This is a genomic window from Bizionia gelidisalsuginis (assembly GCF_008086185.1).
In the GTDB taxonomy this organism is placed as follows: Bacteria; Bacteroidota; Bacteroidia; order Flavobacteriales; family Flavobacteriaceae; genus Bizionia; species Bizionia saleffrena.
In genome coordinates this window covers 36,580-57,334 of the sequence record NZ_VSKN01000010.1, presented here as the reverse complement: position 1 = coordinate 57,334, position 20,755 = coordinate 36,580, and the positions used below count along the sequence as shown (strand labels likewise).

Genomic DNA, 20,755 nt, shown 5'->3' with positions numbered 1-20,755 from the left:
TTGGAAAAATATTTAGACCTTATAAAAAACGCCTATTCTGGCTATTGGAATTACCTTAAACAAGAAGTGTTTTTCGATACCAACTGGGATAACTTTTTTTACGGATTAATCGCTATTTCTTTAATCGTTTGGGTTTTAGAAATGGTATTCCCGTGGCGAAAAAAACAAGCGTTGTTTAGAAAAGATTTCTGGCTAGACACCTTTTATATGTTTTTCAATTTCTTTTTACTTAACCTTATTATTTTAATTGCCCTGTCGGAAACCGTTGCCGCACTACTCAACGATGCTTTAGGTTTTATTGGTGTATCACTAAATAGTTTTCAACTCTTCGATGTAAAAACAATGCCCAAAGTATTAGGCTTGTTTATTTTGTTTATCATTAGTGATTTTGTGCAATGGAACACGCACCGATTATTACACCGTGTGCCTTTTTTATGGCAATTTCATCAAGTCCACCACAGCGTTAAAGAAATGGGTTTTGCAGCACATTTAAGATACCATTGGATGGAGCCGGTGGTTTACAAATCGCTCTTGTACATTCCGTTAGCAATTATTGGTGGTTTTAATGCTCAAGATGTTGCTATAGTTTACTTTTTTAATATTGCCATCGGTCATTTAAACCACGCTAATATTGGATGGGATTATGGTATGTTTAAATACATTTTTAATAATCCGAAAATGCATATCTGGCACCATGCAAAAGAAATGCCTAAACATGTAAGGTATGGCGTTAATTACGGAATAACCTTAAGCCTTTGGGATTACCTTTTTAAAACCGATTACATTCCGTACAACGGAAAAGACATCGAATTGGGCTTTAACAACGACGAAACCTTTCCTAAGGATTTTATTAGTCAGGAGTTATACCCATTAACATTCAAAAAAGACAAATGAAAAATTTAATTGTATTACTCAGTGTTGCATCCATAGCTTTTAGCTGTTTTTCATCTCAAGGCCTACCCGTTAAGCAAGTAGAGAATAATGCCGAAAAACCTGCGCCACAAAAAAAGAGGGATACCGATATTGCGCCGTATAAAACTAGCACAAAAAGCGATTTAGATCATTCAGAATGGAACACACTTTTAAAGAAATATGTGACTAAAAACGGTGATGTAAATTATAAAGGTTTTAAAAATGAATCTGAAAAGCTAAACACTTACGTGTCGTATTTAGAACATCAAATACCAACTGAAGCTTGGAGCGTTAATAAACAGCTTGCTTATTTTATAAATGTGTACAATGCCAATACCATTAAATTGATAATTGATAATTACCCGTTAAAAAGTATTAAAGATATTAGCAGTCCGTGGAAAAAAGACAGGTTTAAAATTGGAGATAAAGACTTTTCTTTAGCCGGTTTAGAAAATGGCATTTTGCGTACAATGAACGAACCTAGAATTCATTTTGCAATTAATTGCGCATCGACATCGTGTCCGAAATTATTAAGTGAAGCTTATACCGAAGCAAATGTTCTGGAATTAATGGAAAAAGCGACGAAAGAATTTATTAATAATTCTGCTAAAAATGAATTATCTTCAAACAAAGTAAAAATATCAGAAATCTTTAAATGGTATAAAAGTGATTTCACAGAAAACGGAAGTGTTATTGATTATATTAACTTGTATAGTACTATAAAAATAAACGCCGAGACCTCTGTCGATTACATTGATTACGATTGGAGTTTGAATGCGCAAAACTAGACCACTAATTTTTTCGTATACAATAATATGATAACCATTATTGTCCCTATTTTAAACGAAGCTGAAACCATTGAAAGATTGATTTCACATCTTTTGGTTATGGCATCTCCTAGTTCTATTTCAGAAATTATTATAGTCGATGGCGGAAGCACAGACGGTTCACAAGGGTGCGTAAAAGGTATTAAAAATGAAAAATTAATACTAATTCATTCCGTAAAAGGTAGAGCAAAGCAAATGAATGCTGGTGCTAAATTGGCCACCGGGAAGGTTCTCTATTTTTTACACGCAGACTCGTATCCGCCAGCACACTATGATGCTTTGATACTAAATGAAATCAACAAGAACAATCTCGCCGGCTGCTTTAAAATGAAGTTTGATAATTCTCATTGGTGGTTACAATTAGCGAGTTATTTAACACATTTCTCTTGGCGTGCCTGCCGTGGTGGCGACCAAAGTCAGTTTATTACTACAGCGTTGTTTTTTGAATTGGAAGGTTTTAACGAAGATTTTATAATCTACGAGGACAACGACCTCATCAATAAATTATATGCTAGAAAACAGTTTGTTGTCATTCAAGAATGGCTTACTACATCGGCAAGACGGTATGAAAAAAATGGCATTTGGAAACTTCAGTACTATTTCTGGGCGATTTACGTTAAGAAATGGCGTGGGGCTTCAGCAGACGAACTTTATCAATACTACAAAAAAAACATTGCCTAACGTTTATCCTTAAAAAAATGGAGTGATAAAAAGACCTCAGATCACTTCTCTTTTAGAATCAAGAAAGAAGACTTGATTTTAACAACTAGACAAGAATTAAAATGACATTTTCTCTTTAGATTTTTAAAATCACTTCTGAGCAACACCTTGTTAGATCAAAAAGAGGATGAAATTACACCAGTTTTTAAGGGGAAACGACTGTTCTTCAAAGCGCAAATAATTCGTACTATCTATTACTTAAACTTTTTATAGTGTGATTGTATTACGCGCTCAACCGGTTTGTTTTGTGGTGTAAATCGTGTATCTGCCATTCCGCCAGACTCGTTATGATTATGAAACCACTTCCAAATAAATCCGCCCGCAAACCAGTCTTCCTTCCAAAACGTATCAAACAACGCTTTGGTGGTTGCTGTTTGCGCTTCAAAATTTAAAGTTGTTTTACGCCTATCGGACACCCAAGGTTCTTTTCCCGAAAAATCGACACTTCTATAGCCAAACTCCGTAAATAACACGGGCTTTTCTAATCTTTCAGATAGCCTTTTTATCTCTTCCTTATAAGGTAACCAACCTTTCACGCACTCTTCGACTGTTGGTGTTCTCGAGTCACTTACCGGAAAATATGCGTCGATACCAATATAATCTAAAGCGCCCCAAAATGGCGTACGTTTATATTCATCCCAATTTGCAGCGTACGTGAGCTGCCCTGAATACACGCGTTTTACTTCTCGAATTAATTGATGCCAAAAGTCTGGTCGTGCTGCGATAAAACTATCCAGTTCGGTACCTATGCAGTAAATATCGGCATTTACGGCTTCCGCAACACGCGCATATTCTAAAATAAAATGGCGATAGGCTGTTTCTAAAAGCAGCCAATCGGTTTCGGTTTTCATTATAATATCTCCCGTATATTCACCTCGCCATACCCAAAGTTGGGGTTTAATCATTAATTTTATATGCTTTGCTTTTAGTTTTTCAGCATATTGAATAACACCTGCTTCTCTTTCACCAAACCATTGTTTTTCGGTATTAAAAAGAATGTCTGGGTGCTCTAAAGTTTTTATAAACCCGAAAGGCATTAAGGCCGCATAATTAGAATTGAGACTCACCACTGGACTTAAATGTTCGTCGGCAATAGCGTTATTTGATGCTACAAAACTAACGCCGTTAATTTTTTCATTAGATTGTGTACACGATTGAAATACCATACAACTTAAAAAAATGTACCCTATAAAGTATTTCATCTTCTGTTTTTATTAATTATCAAATCTAAAAATAAGGTTAAAACTAAAACCAAACCCGTAATCACAAAAAAATCTTAGCTATCTTTCCACGAATTAGAGAAAACATTCAAAAAAAGTATATTTCTGAGTTAGGTTTAGCTCCTTCATTACGACTCATCGTAAACAAAAGAAAATTATGGAACACATTGTAATTATTGGTAACGGAATTTCTGGCGTTACTGCAGCTAGACATATTAGAAAACTGTCTGACAAAAAAATTACAATCGTTTCTTCCGAATCCGATTATTTTTTCTCTCGAACCGCCTTAATGTATATTTATATGGGCCATATGAAGTTTGAGCATACCCAACCCTACGAAAATCACTTTTGGAAAAAAAACAAAATAGAGTTAAAAAAAGCTTTAGTAAAAACTATTGAAACAGACTCGAAAACCCTTCATTTTGAGAATAATGAAACGCTTACTTACGATCGATTAATACTTGCTACAGGCAGTAAACCCAATAAATTTGGGTGGCCAGGACAAGATTTAAAAGGGGTGCAAGGTTTATATAGTAAACAAGATTTAGACACCCTCGAAGAAATGGCGCCAGATAATAAAGCGTGCCAGCGTGCCGTAATTGTGGGGGGCGGTTTAATTGGTATTGAATTAGCCGAAATGCTTAACACGCGGCAAATTCCTGTCACTTTTCTGGTTAGAGAAACAAGCTTTTGGAACGGCGTTTTACCAGTAGGCGAAAGTGAAATGATTAATAGGCACATTAAAAGCCATCACATCGATTTAAGGCTTGGCACCAATTTAAAAGCCATCACTGATGATGGTAACGGCCGTGTTAAATCTATAATTATAGAGGGAACCGGCGAAGAAATACCGTGCACTGTTGTTGGACTCACAGCCGGCGTAACACCAAATATAGATTTTATTAAACCGTCTAATATTGAAACTGATAAAGGCATACTCGTTAACCGAAATTTAGAAACTAATATTGACGGCATTTATGCTATTGGCGATTGCGCACAACAGCGCGAAGCGATTGGTCTACGAAGACCTATTGAGGCCGTTTGGTATACTGGAAGAATGATGGGCGAAGTTTTAGCACAAACCATTTGCGGTAAAACAATGGCTTACAACCCGGGGCATTGGTTTAATTCTGCGAAATTTTTGGATATAGAATACCAAACGTATGGCTGGGTGAATAGTGAGAAAAATAAACCTGACTACGAGAACCATTTCCATTGGAAACACAACGATGATACTAAATGTATAACGGTATCTTACCATAAAGAGACTCAAGAATTTCTGGGCATAAACACGTTTGGAATACGTATGAAACACGAGGTTTTCGATCGCTGGCTCACCGAAAAAAGAGCTATTGATTATGTAATTCACCATTTACACGACGCTAATTTTGATCCTGAATTCTTCAAAAGATTCGAAAAAGACATCTTAAAAACGTTTCAGAACAAATTACAAAACGCCTAACACATAGCTTTATGAGTAGTAAAATAGACCAAAACTTATCTTTAGCAAATTCAAAACAGCTATCCACCCAACAAAAATTAGCTTCCGGTATTGGTATCCTTGGGCTTTTTATTCTCGTTTTAGCCTTGTTTAATGTCAACTTCCCTAATCGCGCTATTACATTAACTCTAGCGTTAGGTCTTATGGCAACCGGTGCCATTTGGTTTGCAAACAATGCGTATTTAACAAAAAGTAAAGGCATTAAAAATGATGGCGTTTACTTTAAATCGATATCCTCGCGCGGATTGGTAGGTTGGATAACAGGTATTGCATTGACGTCGTTCTATATTGTTTTATATTTTAAACCCGCGTGGTTAGGTTTGGGTGTTGACGGCGCTTCAAACACCGGTTTGGTGGCACTTTTCGATCCGTTAAGTAAATTATTAAGTGGTAACCCAGCGAGTCAATGGTTTGTTTACGGTACGCTTTACACCTTAGCCATTTTAATATTTGGCTATAAATTTCTTTTAAAGTATCGCCATAATAAATACGAACAATTGCGCACCGGATCGGTAATGTTTTTTCAACTGGCTTTTGCCTTTTTAATTCCAGAATTTATGGCGCGACTAAATTCTGATACTTTTTCGCTTCCCTATTACGATTTAAAAAACATCTGGCCGCTTAACTATTATAATTTTGAGCAGTATCGTGTCGATAATTTAATAAGTGCCGGAGATGTTGGTGTTGGCTTACTAATTTTCGGCCTTGTTTCTATTTTTGTAATCACTCCTATTTTAACTTATAAATACGGCAAACGCTGGTATTGCTCTTGGGTTTGTGGTTGTGGCGGATTAGCAGAAACAGCGGGCGATTCTTTTAGACAGTTAAGTGACAAAAGCACGTTCGCCTGGAAAGTGGAACGTTGGGTAGTACATAGTGTTCTCGTCTTTGTGGTGTTAATGACCACCGCTGTGGTCTATTCCTATTTGGGTGATGATTCCAGTAGATATTGGCTAACAAAAAATGTCTTTTTATATAGTGTCGCCGGCCTACTAACTTTGGTTTTTGCCGGTGTAATGCTCTTTAAACATAAAGAATTAGGCAAGGACGCAAAACTTGGTGCTATTGGTTATTTTGCTATTATTATCACACTGATTGCAATGCATCAATTTGGAATGCGTCTGTTCTATTTTGAAGCTGAAACATTGCGTTCTTCCTATGGATTTTTAATCGGTTCTATTTTTTCTGGGGTTATTGGCACAGGCTTCTATCCTATCTTTGGTAATCGTGTGTGGTGCCGTTTTGGGTGCCCAATGGCGGCTATTTTAGGGTTTCAACAGCGCTTATTCTCAAAATTTAGAATTACCACTAATGGCGGACAATGTATTTCTTGTGGTAATTGTTCTACGTATTGCGAAATGGGAATAGATGTTAGGGCCTACGCGCAAAAAGGAGAAAATATTGTGCGTTCAAGTTGTGTTGGTTGCGGTGTTTGCAGTGCTGTTTGTCCGCGTGGCGTTCTAAAATTAGAAAACGATTCTATGGAAGGCCGTATCAATCCTAAGACCATTTTATTAGGTAACGATGTGGATTTAATGGATTTATTAAATCAGAAATAAAATCTTAAAAACAATTGTACTTTTGCAATCCCTAATTAAAATTAAATGACCAATATAAAAGTCATCATTCCTGCTTTTAACGAGCAAGATTCGATAGCACATGTTATTAACGATATCCCGAAAACGGTGAGCGAAGTGATTGTTGTAAATAACAACTCTACAGACCAAACGGCGTTTAATGCAGAGCAAGCTGGGGCAACCGTGTTAACCGAAACCAACAAAGGCTACGGTTACGCGTGCTTAAAAGGAATGGACTATATTGCAAAGCAAGAGCAACAGCCCGATATTATCGTTTTTATGGATGGGGATTACAGCGATTACCCCGAAGAACTCACCAAACTCGTGGCACCTATTATTAATGACAATATAGATTTTGTTGTTGGTGCTCGTGTAAAAACACTTAGAGAACCTAACGCAATGACTCCTCAGCAAGTTTTTGGTAATTGGCTTGCCACCAGTTTAATGTCATTGTTTTTTGGCGCTACGTTTACCGACTTGGGACCATTTAGAGCAATTAAATACACAAAACTTCTCGCTTTAAATATGGAAGATAAGACGTATGGTTGGACCGTAGAAATGCAACTTAAAGTACTAAAACAAAAGTTATCTTATATAGAAATACCGGTGCGTTACAAAGAACGCATTGGCACTTCTAAAGTATCAGGAACCTTAAAAGGAACCATTCTTGCTGGTTATAAAATACTCGGTTGGATTTTTAAATACAGTTTAACAAAATGATAGTAAACATAATAATTATTGTTATTTATTCTATCGCTTTGCTACTTATTTTTATTTATGCCTTGGCGCAACTCAACCTATTATTTAATTACATTTCTGCGAAAAAGAAGCAAACCAAGAGTCCCAAATTAAACCTCTCTAATCCTGACGAAGTTCCTTTTGTTACCATACAATTACCCGTGTTTAATGAGTTGTATGTTATGGAACGTTTATTGAAAAACATAGCGTTAATCGACTACCCTAAAGACAAATTAGAAATACAAGTTTTAGACGACTCGACCGATGAAACGGTGGCATCCACAGCCCTTAGAATACAAATATTAAAAGATCAAGGTTTAGATATTTCACATATTACGCGAACGAGTAGACACGGTTTTAAGGCAGGTGCTTTAAAAGAAGGTTTAACAATAGCCAAAGGTGAATTAATTGCCATTTTCGATGCCGATTTCCTTCCGAAAAAAGATTGGTTAAAACGGACTATTCCCTATTTTAAAGACGCAGATATTGGCGTGGTGCAAACCCGCTGGGCACACCTTAATCGCAACTATTCCATTTTAACAAAAATTCAAGCCTTTGCTTTAGATGCGCATTTCACCTTAGAACAAGTGGGTAGAAACAGCAAAGGTCATTTTATTAATTTTAATGGAACCGCTGGTGTATGGCGTAAAACCTGCATTATAGATGCCGGGAATTGGGAAGGCGACACCCTAACCGAAGACCTTGATTTAAGTTACAGAGCGCAACTAAAAAACTGGAAATTCAAATATTTAGAAAACGTAGAAACGCCTGCCGAATTACCCGTAGTTATTAGTGCTGCGCGATCACAACAATTTCGATGGAATAAAGGCGGCGCGGAGAACTTTAGAAAAATGATGTGGAAAGTTTTAAAAAGTAAAAACATATCTTCAAAAACGAAACTTCACGGTGTACTCCATTTATTAAATAGCACGATGTTTTTAAACGTCTTTATTGTGGCTGTTTTAAGCATCCCGATGCTGTATATTAAAAACGAATACGAACACCTAAAACCCTATTTTTATGTGATGAGCTTTTTTGTAGTAAGTACCATCATCTTTTTTGTATGCTATTGGGTAATGTACAAAAACACGTATGGCAAGAGCTTTAAAAACTTTATACAATATACCGTCTTATTTTTCACGTTTTTCTCGATAGCTATGGGGTTTTCATTACATAATTCTATAGCTGTAATCGAAGGCCATTTGGGAAAAAGAAGCGACTTTGTGCGTACTCCAAAATTTAATATTAGCACGATAACAGATACTTGGAAAGGCAACAAATACCTTAAAAAGAACCTCTCCGTTAATATCATTTTCGAGGGATTATTGATGCTGTATTTCGCTTTTGGAATGTATAGCGCCTTCGTGGTTGGAGATAGTGGTGGAGATTTTGGATTATTTCCTTTTCATTTAATGCTGTTTTTAGGATTTGGTTTCGTATTTTTTAAGTCCCTAATATCTAAAGTTTAACCTAAAAGCACAAAAACCTAAGAAAACCAAGAGTAAAAAAAAGTCTGTTTTGGGCGTTACCTAAAGGTCGCGCTTGCACTACTCGCTTCCCGATTACTATCGGGAGAGCTCAAACACACCGCTTAATCGCTAACGCTTATGTTTCAGGATTTAAAATTAAACGAGTATAAAATCCCAATTTTATTTATAGTAATAAGTACGCTTTTCTATTCTATTTTCGCGTATAGTTTAGAGCGATCAGATTACTTAAAGCTCTTTACCCTCTATTCTGCTTTATTTGTGCTCTTTTATAAGTTAACCCAAATAAGTAAACGCCATTTTAAACTGTTAGTAATCGCCGCGATTGCCTTCCGTGTTATTTTTATCATTGCCATCCCCAACTTATCACAAGATTTTTATCGATTTATTTGGGATGGCCGGATGCTATTGGGCTGTTTAAACCCTTATCTATATACCCCAGAATCATTTGTAAGCATCGAGAAATTTCCTGTGGCGCAAGCGCAAGAACTTATGGCCGGAATGGGTGCTCTAAGCGCCAGCCATTTCACTAACTACCCGCCTATAAATCAGTTATGTTTTGCTATTGCGGCCCTGTTTTCTGGTAAAAGCATTTTGGGCTCGGTAGTTGTACTGAGGATACTAATAATAGCGGCAGACCTAGGTGTCTTGTATTTTGGTGTTAAGCTACTAAAACGCCTTAAAATACCTATTAGTAACATCTTCTGGTATATTTTAAATCCTTTTATAATAATAGAATTAACTGGTAATTTGCATTTTGAAGGTATTATGGTTTTTTTCTTGGTATGGAGTTTATACCTATTGCATAAAAACCATTGGAAATTTGCTGCCGTTGTGATAGCCTTATCCATTTCAGTTAAATTAATGCCCCTATTATTTTTGCCTTTATTTTTTAAATGGTTTAATACCAATGAACAGTTCACTAAATTAAGTTTTTGGAAACTAATGAGTTTTTATAGTATAATTGGAGGTGTCATAGCTCTTATTTTTGTTCCTTTTTTATCTGTGGAGTTTATCTCAAATTATTCTAAAACAGTAGGGCTTTGGTTTAATAATTTTGAATTTAATGCCAGTATCTATTATTTATTTAGAGAGATTGGGTATTGGTACTCTGGTTATAATCAAATTGCTGTAATAGGGAAGCTTTTACCGGTTCTCGTATTTAGTTACGTACTGTATCTGGCTTTATTCACAAAAAATAAATCGTTTAAAAACTTTATAAAAACGATGCTTTTTGCATTTACCGCGTACTTATTTTTAAGTACTACTGTGCATCCCTGGTATTTAACAACACTCTTATTTTTAAGTATTTTTACTAATTACAAATTTCCTTTAGTATGGAGTTTTGTTATTATCTTTAGTTATATGGCTTACGCGTCTCCTACAACTAGTGAGAATTTATGGTTAATCGGTCTGGAATATGGGGTCGTATTTTGTGCCATCCTCTGGGAGGTTTCGGCCAAAAAGAGACATATCCTTTTTAATTAAGAACAGCTTAAAATAAAGACAGATTGACTTTCGCAAATCTGTCTTTATCGCCTATATAAAAAATTAAAGCGCTTTTAAAGCTGTAATGGTTTTGGTTTCCAATCCCTCTTCATCCCCGTTTTCATCTAAAACAGTTTCGTAATCCACAGTATAAAAAACCTCAAAAGATTTCCCCACTAAAGCCTGCGATTCTAAATCGAATGTGTTTAAAACGGCTTCATCAACTTTTTGAAATGTTAGCGTTCTTTCATCTCCGTCGCCATTAACAACAATAAAATTATACCCATACTCCTCGTGTCCATCGAAATCGCCTTTTACAGAATTAGTATCTTGAACACGCACTTCGTTTAAAACAAGGCTCTGTTTGTAAGTGGCAAAACTTGTTAATCCAAAAAAAGAAAGACCTAAAACTGCAAATAATAAAATGTGTTTTGTTTTCATAATTGATACCTATTTAAAAGATTAAAATAAATATCGGATAGCGATTCTACCATAAGTTCCGACAGACTTAAAACCATTTCAATCCCAGAAACAGCTGGTAAGTTAAGACTAACTATATATACGTTGTAATAATTTTTTTAGATTACATCACTTTTGTAATAAACATATTGAATACTTCAATAACGATTAGGATGATAATAATCCATGCTAATCGGCTACTTTCTTTCTGATCCAAAATGTCTTTAAAGCGTTCCAAATTTTATTTTATAATCTCAATACGATCATAAATTAAACGGTAGCGGTCTTTTAAATCAAACACTTGCTTCAAGCCCTGATTTAACTTATTTAAATCTTCATTATCCCAAGTTATATCTGGTAAATCGAAGCTATATAAGTTTTCAGAAATTTTATTTTTGATATTGAGCATTCTTCCAATAAAGCGTTTTAGCGTATTGCCAGAAATAAGGAGTTTTCCTTTTCTTTCTAAATACGAGGTGTGCGCATCTGTTTCAATTAACAAGTCTTCGGTAATCTGTGAATAGCGGTCTAGAGCCACCGTTTGCGAAATATTAAGCGTTACTAAACCAATCATTTCTTTCTTTAGTTGCGGCAAAACTAAGTGATGGTAGGTCACCATCATTTTATTTGGCGTGATAAAAACGGCTATGGGTTCTTGTAGTTTATCGGCAATAGGGGTGTTATAAAATCGTTGTAAAATTCGAAAAATAGTTTCAATCTCTTCCGTTTTGAAATTAAAAAAACTAACCATACCGCTATGAAACATATAAACATAAGCAGCGCGAGACACTGTGTAGAATAATTCGTCATTATCTTAAAAAAGCAACTGCCAAGACAGCTGCTTTTTACGCTCTTTAATTGTGCATTTTAAAATGTAAACATACGTTTCGCGGTCTTTAACTATTAACTATTAATGATTTAAAAACGGACTACTCAAAGTCGTCTTCTGACTCCTCAATTATTTCAGGGTCTTGTACAGCTTCTGGATCGTTATCATCGAAGTCTTCATAATCATCCTCATCATAATTCTCCATAGTTTTAACAAGTTTAGTACTTACTTTAACTAGGTATTTTGTGTCTTCGGTAGTTACCTCTACGGCTTCAACTAATTCATTTTTAGCATTTTTAAACGAAATGATATGATCTTCGTCGTAACCATAAGGATACTTCTCTACTAATAAAGCTAAAATCTCTGGAGTTAGCTTTTTAAAGTCGACTATAACGCGTTTCAAATTGTCTCTTTTCTTTTCCATAATTACATATCTAATAAGTAGGCAAATATAAGAGGTGCGACAATTGTGGCATCACTTTCTATTATAAATTTTGGAGTATTAATATCTAATTTACCCCACGTTATTTTTTCGTTTGGAACGGCTCCAGAGTACGAACCGTAGCTTGTTGTCGAGTCACTAATCTGACAGAAATAACTCCAAAATGGTGTTTCTGGGCGCTCCATATCTTGGTATAACATTGGTACCACACAAATAGGAAAATCGCCTGCAATTCCTCCTCCAATTTGGAAGAAGCCAATCCCTTTTTGAGAATTGTTGGTGTACCACTCTGCGAGAAAAGTCATATACTCAATTCCAGATTTCACTGTACTTGCTTTTAACTCTCCTTTTAAAACGTAGCTTGCAAAAATATTCCCCATTGTACTATCTTCCCATCCTGGGCAAATAATAGGTAAATTTTTCTCGGCTGCAGCATACATCCAAGAGTCCTTTAAATCGATTTCGTAGTACTCTTCTAAAACGCCAGATAACAACATTTTATACATATACTCGTGCGGTAAGTAACGCTCTCCTTTAGCTTCGGCGTCTTTCCAGATTTTTACAATATGTTTTTGTAAACGTCTAAACGCTTCTTCTTCTGGAATACAAGTATCGGTAACACGGTTTAATCCTTTTTCTAATAAATCCCACTCGTCTTGAGGGGTTAAATCTCTATAATTTGGCACACGTTTGTAATGTGAGTGCGCAACCAAATTCATTATATCTTCTTCAAGATTTGCTCCAGTACAAGAAATAATTTGCACTTTATCTTGTCGAATCATTTCTGCAAAACTTTTACCTAATTCTGCAGTACTCATTGCGCCAGCTAGAGAAACTAGCATTTTTGCACCAGATGCTAACTGCGCTTCATACCCTTTTGCGGCATCTACTAAAGCGGCCGCATTAAAGTGTAAATAGTGTTTTTCTATAAATTGTGATATTGGTCCTTTAGTACTCATCGTCTTCGTTAAATTTTGAAGGATTATTTTTAGATTTTACTGTTTCGAATTGACTGTCATGAAAGTCGTCTAAATCATCATTTTGAAACTTATAACTTAGCATCTTATAATATAATTTTGCGGCTAAGAAATCTGAAGATTTCTCATTCTGATTAGGGCATAATTCTACAATATCGAAACCGACAACATTTTTCTCTTCGAACACTTGTTTTAAGAATTCTAACGTTTCGTACCATAATAAACCGCCTGGTTCTGGGGTTCCTGTACTTGGCATAATTGAAGGATCGAAAGCATCAAGATCGAAAGTAATAAACACATTCTCCGTCATTTGATCGATAGCCGATTCCATCCACGAATCGTTAATGGCCATTTCGTGCGCAAAGTATGTTTTTTCTTTGTCCATTACTGTGGTCTCAATATAATCCATAGAACGAATACCCACTTGAATTAAATTGGTAGTCTGACTGGCTTCATACACCGCACAGGCGTGATTGCAAGTGGAGCCTTCGTAGGTTTTACGCAAATCTGTATGGGCATCGATATGCAACACTGTTAAACTGTTATAAAAGTCTTTAAAGGCACGAATAGTACCAATAGATACAGAGTGCTCTCCGCCAAAAATAGTAACAAACTTATTTTTCTTTAAGTATTTTTTTGTTGCTTCGTGTACAGCTTCAACCATCGCTTCTGGCGAACTGTTTACCGTTACTGGTTTAGCAAGAAAAATGCCTTGTTTATAGACCTCAGTTTGCGTTTCTATGTCGTATAACTCCATATTTGCCGAAGCATCTAAAAAAGCTTCAGGACCTTTATCTGCTCCTTTTTGCCAAGTACTCGTCCCATCGTAGGGCACTGGTATTAAGACAATTTTTGCTGTTTCTAATTTTGAAAATTCTTCTGGAATTCCAGCATAAGTTTTACTTTGCATAACCTAAAATTTTAAGTAAGTCTTCACTTTTTTGTTGTTCACTAAATAACGATGTTGTAATGTTTCCATCGTCGTCTCTATCTATTAAAATGTGTTTTGGTGAAGGAATTAAACAGTGTTGTAATCCGCCAAAACCGCCTATAGATTCTTGGTAAGCTCCCGTATTAAAGAAGCCAATATATAATGGTTTTTCTTTATTGTATTTTGGTAAATAAATAGCATTCATATGTTGCTCGCTATTGTAATAATCGTCGCTATCGCAAGTTAAACCTCCTAGCAGAACGCGCTCGTAACCTTGATCCCAGCGATTAATAGGCAACATAATAAAACGTTTGTTAATTGCCCAAGTATCTGGAAGCGTGGTAATAAAAGAAGAATTAATCATATTCCATTTCTCTCTATCATTTTGCTGCTTTTGGTACAATACCTCGTAAATGGCACCACCGCTTTCACCTACAGTAAAACTACCAAACTCTGTAAATATATTGGGCACTTTAACCCCTTCTTCTGCACAAGTTAGCTTAATTTGGTTTAAAATTTCATCAATCATATACTCATAATCAAAGTCGAAGGCTAACGAGTTTTTAATAGGGAAACCACCACCAATATTTAAGCTATCTAAACTCGGACAAATCTTTTTAAGACTGGTGTACACTTTTAAACATTTCTGCAATTCGTTCCAATAATACGCGTTATCTCGTATTCCTGTATTAATAAAAAAGTGAAGCATTTTTAATTTCACTTTTTTATTGCCTTTAATCTGTTTATTGTAAAACGGAACAATATTTTTGTAACCTATCCCCAAACGCGACGTGTAAAACTCGAATTTCGGCTCTTCTTCCGAAGCAATACGGATACCAATATTATAGTTTCCTGTTACTTCTTGAGAAAGTAATTCGATTTCCTCGTAATTATCTATAATAGGAATGCAGTTTTTTTGTCCGCCGTTTATTAATCGCGCAATGTTAGTTACATATTGAGCCCTTTTAAACCCGTTACTAATAACAAATGTTTCGTCTGTAATTTTACCTTCCGCTTTAAGATTCTCGACAATATCAATATCGAAAGCCGAAGAGGTTTCTATATGTATATCGTTTTTAAGCGCCTCGTTTAAAACGTGTTTAAAGTGAGAGCTCTTTGTACAGTAACAATAGCTATATTTCCCTTTATACTCATTTTTTTCTATCGCATCGGCAAACCATTTTTTTGCCCGCTTAATATTAGTCGAGATTTGGGGTAAATAAGTGAATTTTAATGGCGTTCCATACTGTTCTACAAGTTCCATTAAATCAATATCGTGAAAACTAAGTTTGCTGTCGCTTAACGTAAATTCGTCCTGTGGAAAATCGAAGGTTTGACTTATTAAATCAATATATTTCGTGTTCATTAATTTTTTTTAAAAAATAGTTGAATTAGTTGTGTTGTGAGTTATAAAAGTATGACAATGAAGCTTCAATAAAAAGCAGAATGAGATCAAATTTTAATTTTATTTTCTGTAACAGGTACAAACGCATAATTGTGCTGGGGCGCAACAATAGAGATATGGGCAGAAGTTAGCTTTAGAATTCGGTTACTTAAACGATAAGCTGCTTTTGAATATGACTTCCTAATTTTCAAAAGCCCGAACATAGAAATACGATTCAATTTATTCAGCTAGATGCTATACAAAAGAAATACATTTTTTTCAAAAAAGAACATTTAACCATAACTTTTTTAAAAAAATTTGATCTCTGCAATATTCTATTAATCAGCTTATTAAATCAACAACTCTAAAATTAAAACTAAAATTATATCACAAAAAAAACCACAACGTTATGTTGTGGCTTTTTAGTGTATTATGCAAGAGTTTTACATCATCTTTAATGTATTTATTTCTTGTATTGTTAAGTGTTTCCAGTGACCTCTAGGAATATCTTTTTTAGTTAAATGTGCAATTTGAACACAATCAATTCTAACAATCTCATATTTTAAGCTATCGAAAATAGTATGTAAAATAGTATTTCCGGTATTTTTAATTTTTATACCAATTTCGTTTTTGTTTTTATTATCTACATAATCAACTTCTTCAACTGAAACTAATTTCCCCTCGACTTTAAAACCTTCTCTAATTTTTTTTAGATCCTCTAATTTTAGGGGCTTATCTAATTCAACTTGAAATAAACGTTCCACTCCTTTATTAGAGTTTGTAAAGCGACTCATAACGACATCATCGTTAGTAAATAACAATAACCCAGTAGAGTTTCGCCCTAAACGCCCAATAGGCTTTACGCGCGAAGCTGTTGCATTGGCTACTAAATCCATAACTGTACGCCCTTTATTCTCACTTACTGTCGTAGCAAACCCCTTAGGCTTGTTAAGTAACACGTAAGCTTTTGGCTCTGGGTTAATTCGCGCACCATCGTAACGCACTTCGTCGTCTAATTGCACTTTGTACCCCATTTCGATTACTACTTTTCCGTTTACCGAAACCAGTCCCGTAGAGATATGCATATCGGCCTCACGACGCGAGCATACTCCAGAATTTGCTATATATTTATTTAATCTAATTTCGCTAGGATTAGATGCTTTTTTTGATGGCGCTTTCGATGCCGCTATTGGCGTTGGTTTAGCCGCTGTTTTTGACACTGGTTTAGTCGATGCTTTCTTATTTAAAGGGGCCTTTCCTCTTGTAAAACTTTTAGATTTACTCGTATTACTTCCTCGACCTGAAGCCTTTCCTTTATCATTCCCACCTTGTTTACTCATCTTGTGTTTTTTTTTGCAAAGATATATTTAATAATTTTGATAACAGATTTTAAGATCTGATTATTTAAAATAGTCTATTTAAGACTAAATCTACGTCAATTAACAAAATACTAATAACGCCAGCCACAATAATTAGCTTTAACACATTATGAAGTATCACGTATTGCTTCTTTGATTGCGATCGCCACAATAAAATAAGAAATATAATAAGTAGCATTAGGCACGCATTAAAGTAGAAATACATATACCCCACTTCAAACTTATAAACCAACAAATACCCTGGAAATAAGGTTACCAAAACCAAAAAGCTTATAATATATTTTGCGATTTTCTCTCCATATTTAACGGGTACAGTGTGGTAACCCAAAGCTAAATCGCCTTTTATATTTTCTAAGTCTTTCGTGACCTCTCTAATTAAAATAATTAAAAACAAAAAGGTAGCGTGAACAAAAATTACTGTGTCGAAATTTTTATAGTAGGTAAAAATGGCGAAGAATGGTGTAATTGTTAATATTGCTGAAGTAAGATTACCAATTACCGGCATCTTTTTAAGCTTATGAGAATAGAACCAAATGGCAAAAATATAAATCGAGAAAAATAGTACAGCGCGAAAAGACACGTAACTTGCCATTATTATGGCCGAAAAATTGAGCACAAAATAAAAAGACAATTTTGTATTTTGACTGACTAACTTATCTAACAGTGTTTTGTTAGGCTTATTAATTAAATCTTTTTCTGAATCGTAGAAGTTGTTTATAATATAACCACCAGCAATTACAGCCGAAGAGGCTAAAACCAACATTAATAAATTAACATCGAATAAAACAGTTTTTACGGGTATATTATGTGCAAAAATATACACTGATGCTAAGTACTGCGCTAAGACAACAATTAAAATATTATAACCACGAACAACAGAAAAAAGGCTGAAAAACTTAATTATAATGTGTTTATGCTTACGAGAAAACATACCGTAAATTTAGAAGTTATAAACCACTTCTAACTTGTAGTCTTTAAGTGCATTTTTTGCTTTTTGGATGTCTTCGGTAAAGCCTAAAATATAACCGCCACCGCCAGAACCACACAATTTCAAGTAGTAGTCATTGGTATCCAATCCCTTTTTCCAAAGGGCGTGAAATTGCTTAGGAATCATAGGTTTAAAATGGTTTAACACCACTTTAGAGAGTTGTTTTGTATTAGAAAACAAGGACTTGATATCGCCATTTAAAAAATCGTCTACACACGCATCGGTATGTTTTATAAACTGATTTTTTAACATATTACGAAACCCTTCTTGTTTCATGCTTTCCATAAAAATACTAACCATTGGCGCTGTTTCTCCAATAACACCACTATCTATTAAAAAGACCGCACCTTTACCAGACGTACTTTGTGTAGGAATACCAGTCGCTTCTATATTATCTTTAGAATTGATAAGTATTGGTAAGCTTAAGTAACTATTTAACGGGTCTAATCCTGAAGATTTTCCGTGGAAAAAAGATTCCATTTCCGAAAAGACCGTTTTCAAAATCAATAATTTTTCTCGAGTTAAATTCTCAAGAACTGTAATCTTTTTAATCGCATATTTATCATAAATAGCGGCCACTAGTGCACCACTACTTCCCACACCATAGCCTTGTGGAATAGACGAATCAAAATACATTCCTGCTTCAATATCGGCATTTAAAGCTTCAATTTCAAAAACCACTAATTCTGCATCAAGAGTAGAAAGATACGCTGCAAAACGTTTCAAATTTTTATTTGAAAGCAGTGCAACTTCAGACGTATTATGATCTGTTTTTAGCGCGCCATTATAAAAATTATAAGGTATTGACAGTCCTTTCGAATCTTTAATGATTCCGTATTCTCCGAAAAGAAGGATTTTTGAGTAAAAAAGAGGTCCTTTCATATGCTAACTAAAGATTTGGTATAGTGAATTTACAATTGTTTTGCACCAAATCCTATTTGGTCACAAATATAATGACCATTTTGACAATAAGCAACTAACTCTTTGTTAATGAATTCGTTAATTTTCACGGCCTCGTTCTCAGGGAAGAGTACGTGCACATTCGCTCCTGCATCCAAAGTAAAACCTATATTAAGGCCAGTTTCTGCTCTAAATTCCCAAATTTTATTAATAATTTCTAACGTATTCGGTTTCATCAAAATAAAGTAAGGTGTACTCGCCATCATCATAGCGTGCAGCGTTAAGGCTTCACTTTCCATTAAGGCTATAAACGCTTTTAAGTCTCCAGATTTTAAAATAGTTTTCATTGTTGTTATATTCTCCACCGCTTGTTTAAATCGGTTTTGAGCGAATGGATGATTGTGCATTAAGTTATGCCCAACCGTACTACTTACTTGTTTTTCACCTTTATCTACCAATAGAATCGTGTCGTGATAATTTTTAAATACAGAATGCACCTCCTCGGTATATTTTACGCCAAAAAGATCCGAACTTCCCTCAATTTCAGAATGTTGTCCCCAAACAACTATATCGCCCTCAATACTTCGGCAAGCACTACCAGAGCCTAAACGTGCTAAAAAAGAGGCTTTTTTACTACAATAGGTTGTCGTTATCTTCGGGTTTAATAATTTCTCAACACTCATTAAGCATAACGCTAAGGCACTCATTCCTGAGGCAGAAGAAGCAATACCAGAACTATGCGGGAATGTATTTGACGTATTAATAATAAAATGATACTGTTTTAAAAACGGCACATAATCCTTAATACGTTTAAAAAACGTTTCAATTTTTGGTTTAAACGCCTCATTTTTTTCGCCTTCAAAAAACACCTCAAAAGAAAATGAGTCGTGAGTACCGTTTCTCGGTTCGAAAACAAGCTCAGTTTCGGTTTTACACGCCTCTAAAGTGAAGCTAATAGACGGATTTTCGGGTATTTGATTTTCCTTTTTACCCCAATATTTTACTAACGCAATATTACTTGGTGAGGCCCACGTCACTTTTCCTTTTTTTAAAATGGTTGGGCTATAATTGGAAATAAAATTTAATTCTATCATTAAAAAACGTTTTTGCAAATATAGTTTTTAATTCTATTTAATAATTTAGTACATTGCCTAAATAATTAAGGCTGACTTAGCTTTTACGCTATAAATAGTATAAATTTCTAATTCTCTTATCTGCGTTTTAAGTCCTTTTAATTGATAACAAATAGTTTACTAACTAGTTTACGAATCTCTCCTTAAGATTCGCACCCTCTTTTCTAGTTACGTTTTAAAAACCACTTTAATGGATAAAAAACAAAGAATTATTCTCACAATGTTAGAACTCGTTGTGGATCAAGGCGTACACGCCACACCAATGTCGCAAGTGGCTAGGGAAGCCAATGTTGCCGTAGGAACAATCTATCATTATTTTAAAAATAAAAATGAAATTATCGAAGAAATCTACTCGATGATTTGTAGGGATTTTGGTGTCGTACTAATAGCAAATATGCCTGATGAAGATTTTAAAAAGCAATACGAAGCGATATGGTTAAATATGTTTTATTACTTTACAGAAAACCCCCTTGCTTTTGAATTTATGGAACACGTAGCAGTGCCACCAATTATAACTCCGGAAATACGACTGAAAAACGTACAGCATTTTGTAAATATTAGAGATTTTATGCTTTCTGGTATTTTACAAAAAAAACTAAAACACGTGCCTTTACGTTTAATAGTTCAGATGGCGTTTGGCACCGTCATTTCTGCGGCGCGTTTAAAATTTAAAAAGGAATTACCAATGTCGGATATTCAAGTGCGCGAGGCGCTAAAGATGTCTTGGGATTGTATTAAAATTTAAAGAAGTGCTAATAAAAAAAGAGACAACTATTCACAGCTCTAAAACAGCTCTTTTCAATAGGTAATTTATCTGCAGGGGTTTCTCTTATTATGGATGTAAAGGCGTAACTTGTTTTAAC

The 20,755-nt window shown here is 34.9% G+C and carries 20 protein-coding genes; 9 read left to right on the top strand and 11 right to left on the bottom strand.

Annotated features, from left to right (window positions below; all coding sequences use genetic code 11):
- Genes ES677_RS09005 through ES677_RS08995 form a run of 3 tightly spaced genes read left to right on the top strand, consistent with a single transcriptional unit; the run spans window position 1 to window position 2,420 of the window.
- Window positions 1-894: a sterol desaturase family protein gene (locus tag ES677_RS09005; protein ID WP_148381067.1), complete on the top strand. Its 894-nt coding sequence runs from the start codon at window positions 1-3 to the stop codon at window positions 892-894.
- Entirely contained in the window at window positions 891-1,700 is an 810-nt protein-coding gene (locus ES677_RS09000; protein WP_148381066.1) for a DUF547 domain-containing protein, read from the top strand. Before ES677_RS09005 ends, ES677_RS09000 begins: the two co-directional genes overlap by 4 nt.
- A gap of 27 nt (window positions 1,701-1,727) precedes the next feature.
- Window positions 1,728-2,420 carry a TIGR04283 family arsenosugar biosynthesis glycosyltransferase gene (locus tag ES677_RS08995; RefSeq protein WP_148381065.1) on the top strand — a complete coding sequence of 231 codons (693 nt, stop codon included), beginning with the start codon at window positions 1,728-1,730 and terminating at the stop codon, window positions 2,418-2,420.
- Between the two features lie 233 nt (window positions 2,421-2,653).
- Here the strand turns inward: ES677_RS08995 and ES677_RS08990 are convergent, their stop codons facing one another.
- Complete coding sequence (locus ES677_RS08990; RefSeq protein ID WP_148381064.1) at window positions 2,654-3,661, bottom strand: glycoside hydrolase family 113; 1,008 nt, start codon at window positions 3,659-3,661, stop codon at window positions 2,654-2,656.
- 175 nt (window positions 3,662-3,836) lie between these two features.
- Between ES677_RS08990 and ES677_RS08985 the strand changes: the two genes are divergently transcribed.
- The 5 genes from ES677_RS08985 (at window position 3,837) to ES677_RS08965 (ending at window position 10,470) form a co-directional block, all read left to right on the top strand.
- Entirely contained in the window at window positions 3,837-5,141 is a 1,305-nt protein-coding gene (locus ES677_RS08985) for an NAD(P)/FAD-dependent oxidoreductase (RefSeq protein WP_148381063.1), read from the top strand.
- Between the two features lie 11 nt (window positions 5,142-5,152).
- Window positions 5,153-6,739 (top strand): 4Fe-4S binding protein, encoded by a 1,587-nt coding sequence (locus ES677_RS08980; RefSeq protein WP_148381062.1) that lies wholly within the window; start codon window positions 5,153-5,155, stop codon window positions 6,737-6,739.
- 45 nt (window positions 6,740-6,784) lie between these two features.
- Window positions 6,785-7,477 carry a glycosyltransferase family 2 protein gene (locus ES677_RS08975; RefSeq protein ID WP_148381061.1) on the top strand — a complete coding sequence of 231 codons (693 nt, stop codon included), beginning with the start codon at window positions 6,785-6,787 and terminating at the stop codon, window positions 7,475-7,477.
- Entirely contained in the window at window positions 7,474-8,964 is a 1,491-nt protein-coding gene (locus ES677_RS08970) for a cellulose synthase family protein (protein ID WP_148381060.1), read from the top strand. Before ES677_RS08975 ends, ES677_RS08970 begins: the two co-directional genes overlap by 4 nt.
- A 138-nt stretch (window positions 8,965-9,102) precedes the next feature.
- A complete protein-coding gene (locus ES677_RS08965; protein ID WP_148381059.1) occupies window positions 9,103-10,470 on the top strand; it encodes a mannosyltransferase in 1,368 nt (455 codons plus the stop codon).
- Between the two features lie 63 nt (window positions 10,471-10,533).
- On the opposite strand, the gene ES677_RS08960 is transcribed toward ES677_RS08965, so the two are convergent.
- The 10 genes from ES677_RS08960 to mvaD form a co-directional block, all read right to left on the bottom strand.
- A complete protein-coding gene (locus ES677_RS08960; protein WP_148381058.1) occupies window positions 10,534-10,911 on the bottom strand; it encodes a hypothetical protein in 378 nt (125 codons plus the stop codon).
- A gap of 259 nt (window positions 10,912-11,170) precedes the next feature.
- Window positions 11,171-11,719, bottom strand: coding sequence for an RMD1 family protein (locus tag ES677_RS08955; RefSeq protein WP_246124414.1), 549 nt, complete (start codon window positions 11,717-11,719; stop codon window positions 11,171-11,173).
- 139 nt (window positions 11,720-11,858) lie between these two features.
- The gene (locus ES677_RS08950) at window positions 11,859-12,182 is read right to left on the bottom strand and encodes a hypothetical protein (RefSeq protein ID WP_148368495.1); all 324 of its coding nucleotides are present in this window, start codon (window positions 12,180-12,182) and stop codon (window positions 11,859-11,861) included.
- A 2-nt stretch (window positions 12,183-12,184) separates the two neighbouring features.
- Complete coding sequence (locus ES677_RS08945; RefSeq protein ID WP_148368496.1) at window positions 12,185-13,159, bottom strand: deoxyhypusine synthase family protein; 975 nt, start codon at window positions 13,157-13,159, stop codon at window positions 12,185-12,187.
- A complete protein-coding gene (gene speB, locus ES677_RS08940) occupies window positions 13,149-14,087 on the bottom strand; it encodes an agmatinase (protein WP_148368497.1) in 939 nt (312 codons plus the stop codon). The genes ES677_RS08945 and speB overlap by 11 nt, the downstream gene beginning before the upstream one ends.
- Window positions 14,077-15,474 carry a type III PLP-dependent enzyme domain-containing protein gene (locus ES677_RS08935; protein WP_148368498.1) on the bottom strand — a complete coding sequence of 466 codons (1,398 nt, stop codon included), beginning with the start codon at window positions 15,472-15,474 and terminating at the stop codon, window positions 14,077-14,079. Before ES677_RS08935 ends, speB begins: the two co-directional genes overlap by 11 nt.
- A 461-nt stretch (window positions 15,475-15,935) precedes the next feature.
- Window positions 15,936-16,832 carry a pseudouridine synthase gene (locus ES677_RS08930; protein ID WP_148381057.1) on the bottom strand — a complete coding sequence of 299 codons (897 nt, stop codon included), beginning with the start codon at window positions 16,830-16,832 and terminating at the stop codon, window positions 15,936-15,938.
- Between the two features lie 64 nt (window positions 16,833-16,896).
- Window positions 16,897-17,802: a geranylgeranylglycerol-phosphate geranylgeranyltransferase gene (locus ES677_RS08925; protein ID WP_148368500.1), complete on the bottom strand. Its 906-nt coding sequence runs from the start codon at window positions 17,800-17,802 to the stop codon at window positions 16,897-16,899.
- Between the two features lie 9 nt (window positions 17,803-17,811).
- Window positions 17,812-18,741, bottom strand: coding sequence for a mevalonate kinase family protein (locus tag ES677_RS08920; RefSeq protein ID WP_148368501.1), 930 nt, complete (start codon window positions 18,739-18,741; stop codon window positions 17,812-17,814).
- Between the two features lie 29 nt (window positions 18,742-18,770).
- Window positions 18,771-19,853: a diphosphomevalonate decarboxylase gene (gene mvaD / locus ES677_RS08915; RefSeq protein WP_148381056.1), complete on the bottom strand. Its 1,083-nt coding sequence runs from the start codon at window positions 19,851-19,853 to the stop codon at window positions 18,771-18,773.
- 229 nt (window positions 19,854-20,082) lie between these two features.
- Between mvaD and ES677_RS08910 the strand changes: the two genes are divergently transcribed.
- On the top strand, window positions 20,083-20,637 hold the full coding sequence (locus ES677_RS08910) for a TetR/AcrR family transcriptional regulator (protein ID WP_148381055.1): 555 nt from the start codon (window positions 20,083-20,085) through the stop codon (window positions 20,635-20,637).
- Window positions 20,638-20,755: the final 118 nt, after the last annotated feature.

What these genes read in the sequence shown, in the direction of transcription:
- ES677_RS09000 (WP_148381066.1), top strand. Translation starts at nt 891, where the DNA reads ATGAAAAATTTAATTGTATTACTCAGTGTTGCATCCATAGCTTTTAGC.
- ES677_RS08995 (WP_148381065.1), top strand. Translation starts at nt 1,728, where the DNA reads ATGATAACCATTATTGTCCCTATTTTAAACGAAGCTGAAACCATTGAA.
- ES677_RS08990 (WP_148381064.1), bottom strand. Translation starts at nt 3,661, where the DNA reads ATGAAATACTTTATAGGGTACATTTTTTTAAGTTGTATGGTATTTCAA.
- ES677_RS08985 (WP_148381063.1), top strand. Translation starts at nt 3,837, where the DNA reads ATGGAACACATTGTAATTATTGGTAACGGAATTTCTGGCGTTACTGCA.
- ES677_RS08980 (WP_148381062.1), top strand. Translation starts at nt 5,153, where the DNA reads ATGAGTAGTAAAATAGACCAAAACTTATCTTTAGCAAATTCAAAACAG.
- ES677_RS08975 (WP_148381061.1), top strand. Translation starts at nt 6,785, where the DNA reads ATGACCAATATAAAAGTCATCATTCCTGCTTTTAACGAGCAAGATTCG.
- ES677_RS08970 (WP_148381060.1), top strand. Translation starts at nt 7,474, where the DNA reads ATGATAGTAAACATAATAATTATTGTTATTTATTCTATCGCTTTGCTA.
- ES677_RS08965 (WP_148381059.1), top strand. Translation starts at nt 9,103, where the DNA reads ATGTTTCAGGATTTAAAATTAAACGAGTATAAAATCCCAATTTTATTT.
- ES677_RS08960 (WP_148381058.1), bottom strand. Translation starts at nt 10,911, where the DNA reads ATGAAAACAAAACACATTTTATTATTTGCAGTTTTAGGTCTTTCTTTT.
- ES677_RS08950 (WP_148368495.1), bottom strand. Translation starts at nt 12,182, where the DNA reads ATGGAAAAGAAAAGAGACAATTTGAAACGCGTTATAGTCGACTTTAAA.
- ES677_RS08945 (WP_148368496.1), bottom strand. Translation starts at nt 13,159, where the DNA reads ATGAGTACTAAAGGACCAATATCACAATTTATAGAAAAACACTATTTA.
- speB (WP_148368497.1), bottom strand. Translation starts at nt 14,087, where the DNA reads ATGCAAAGTAAAACTTATGCTGGAATTCCAGAAGAATTTTCAAAATTA.
- ES677_RS08935 (WP_148368498.1), bottom strand. Translation starts at nt 15,474, where the DNA reads ATGAACACGAAATATATTGATTTAATAAGTCAAACCTTCGATTTTCCA.
- ES677_RS08930 (WP_148381057.1), bottom strand. Translation starts at nt 16,832, where the DNA reads ATGAGTAAACAAGGTGGGAATGATAAAGGAAAGGCTTCAGGTCGAGGA.
- ES677_RS08925 (WP_148368500.1), bottom strand. Translation starts at nt 17,802, where the DNA reads ATGTTTTCTCGTAAGCATAAACACATTATAATTAAGTTTTTCAGCCTT.
- ES677_RS08920 (WP_148368501.1), bottom strand. Translation starts at nt 18,741, where the DNA reads ATGAAAGGACCTCTTTTTTACTCAAAAATCCTTCTTTTCGGAGAATAC.
- mvaD (WP_148381056.1), bottom strand. Translation starts at nt 19,853, where the DNA reads ATGATAGAATTAAATTTTATTTCCAATTATAGCCCAACCATTTTAAAA.
- ES677_RS08910 (WP_148381055.1), top strand. Translation starts at nt 20,083, where the DNA reads ATGGATAAAAAACAAAGAATTATTCTCACAATGTTAGAACTCGTTGTG.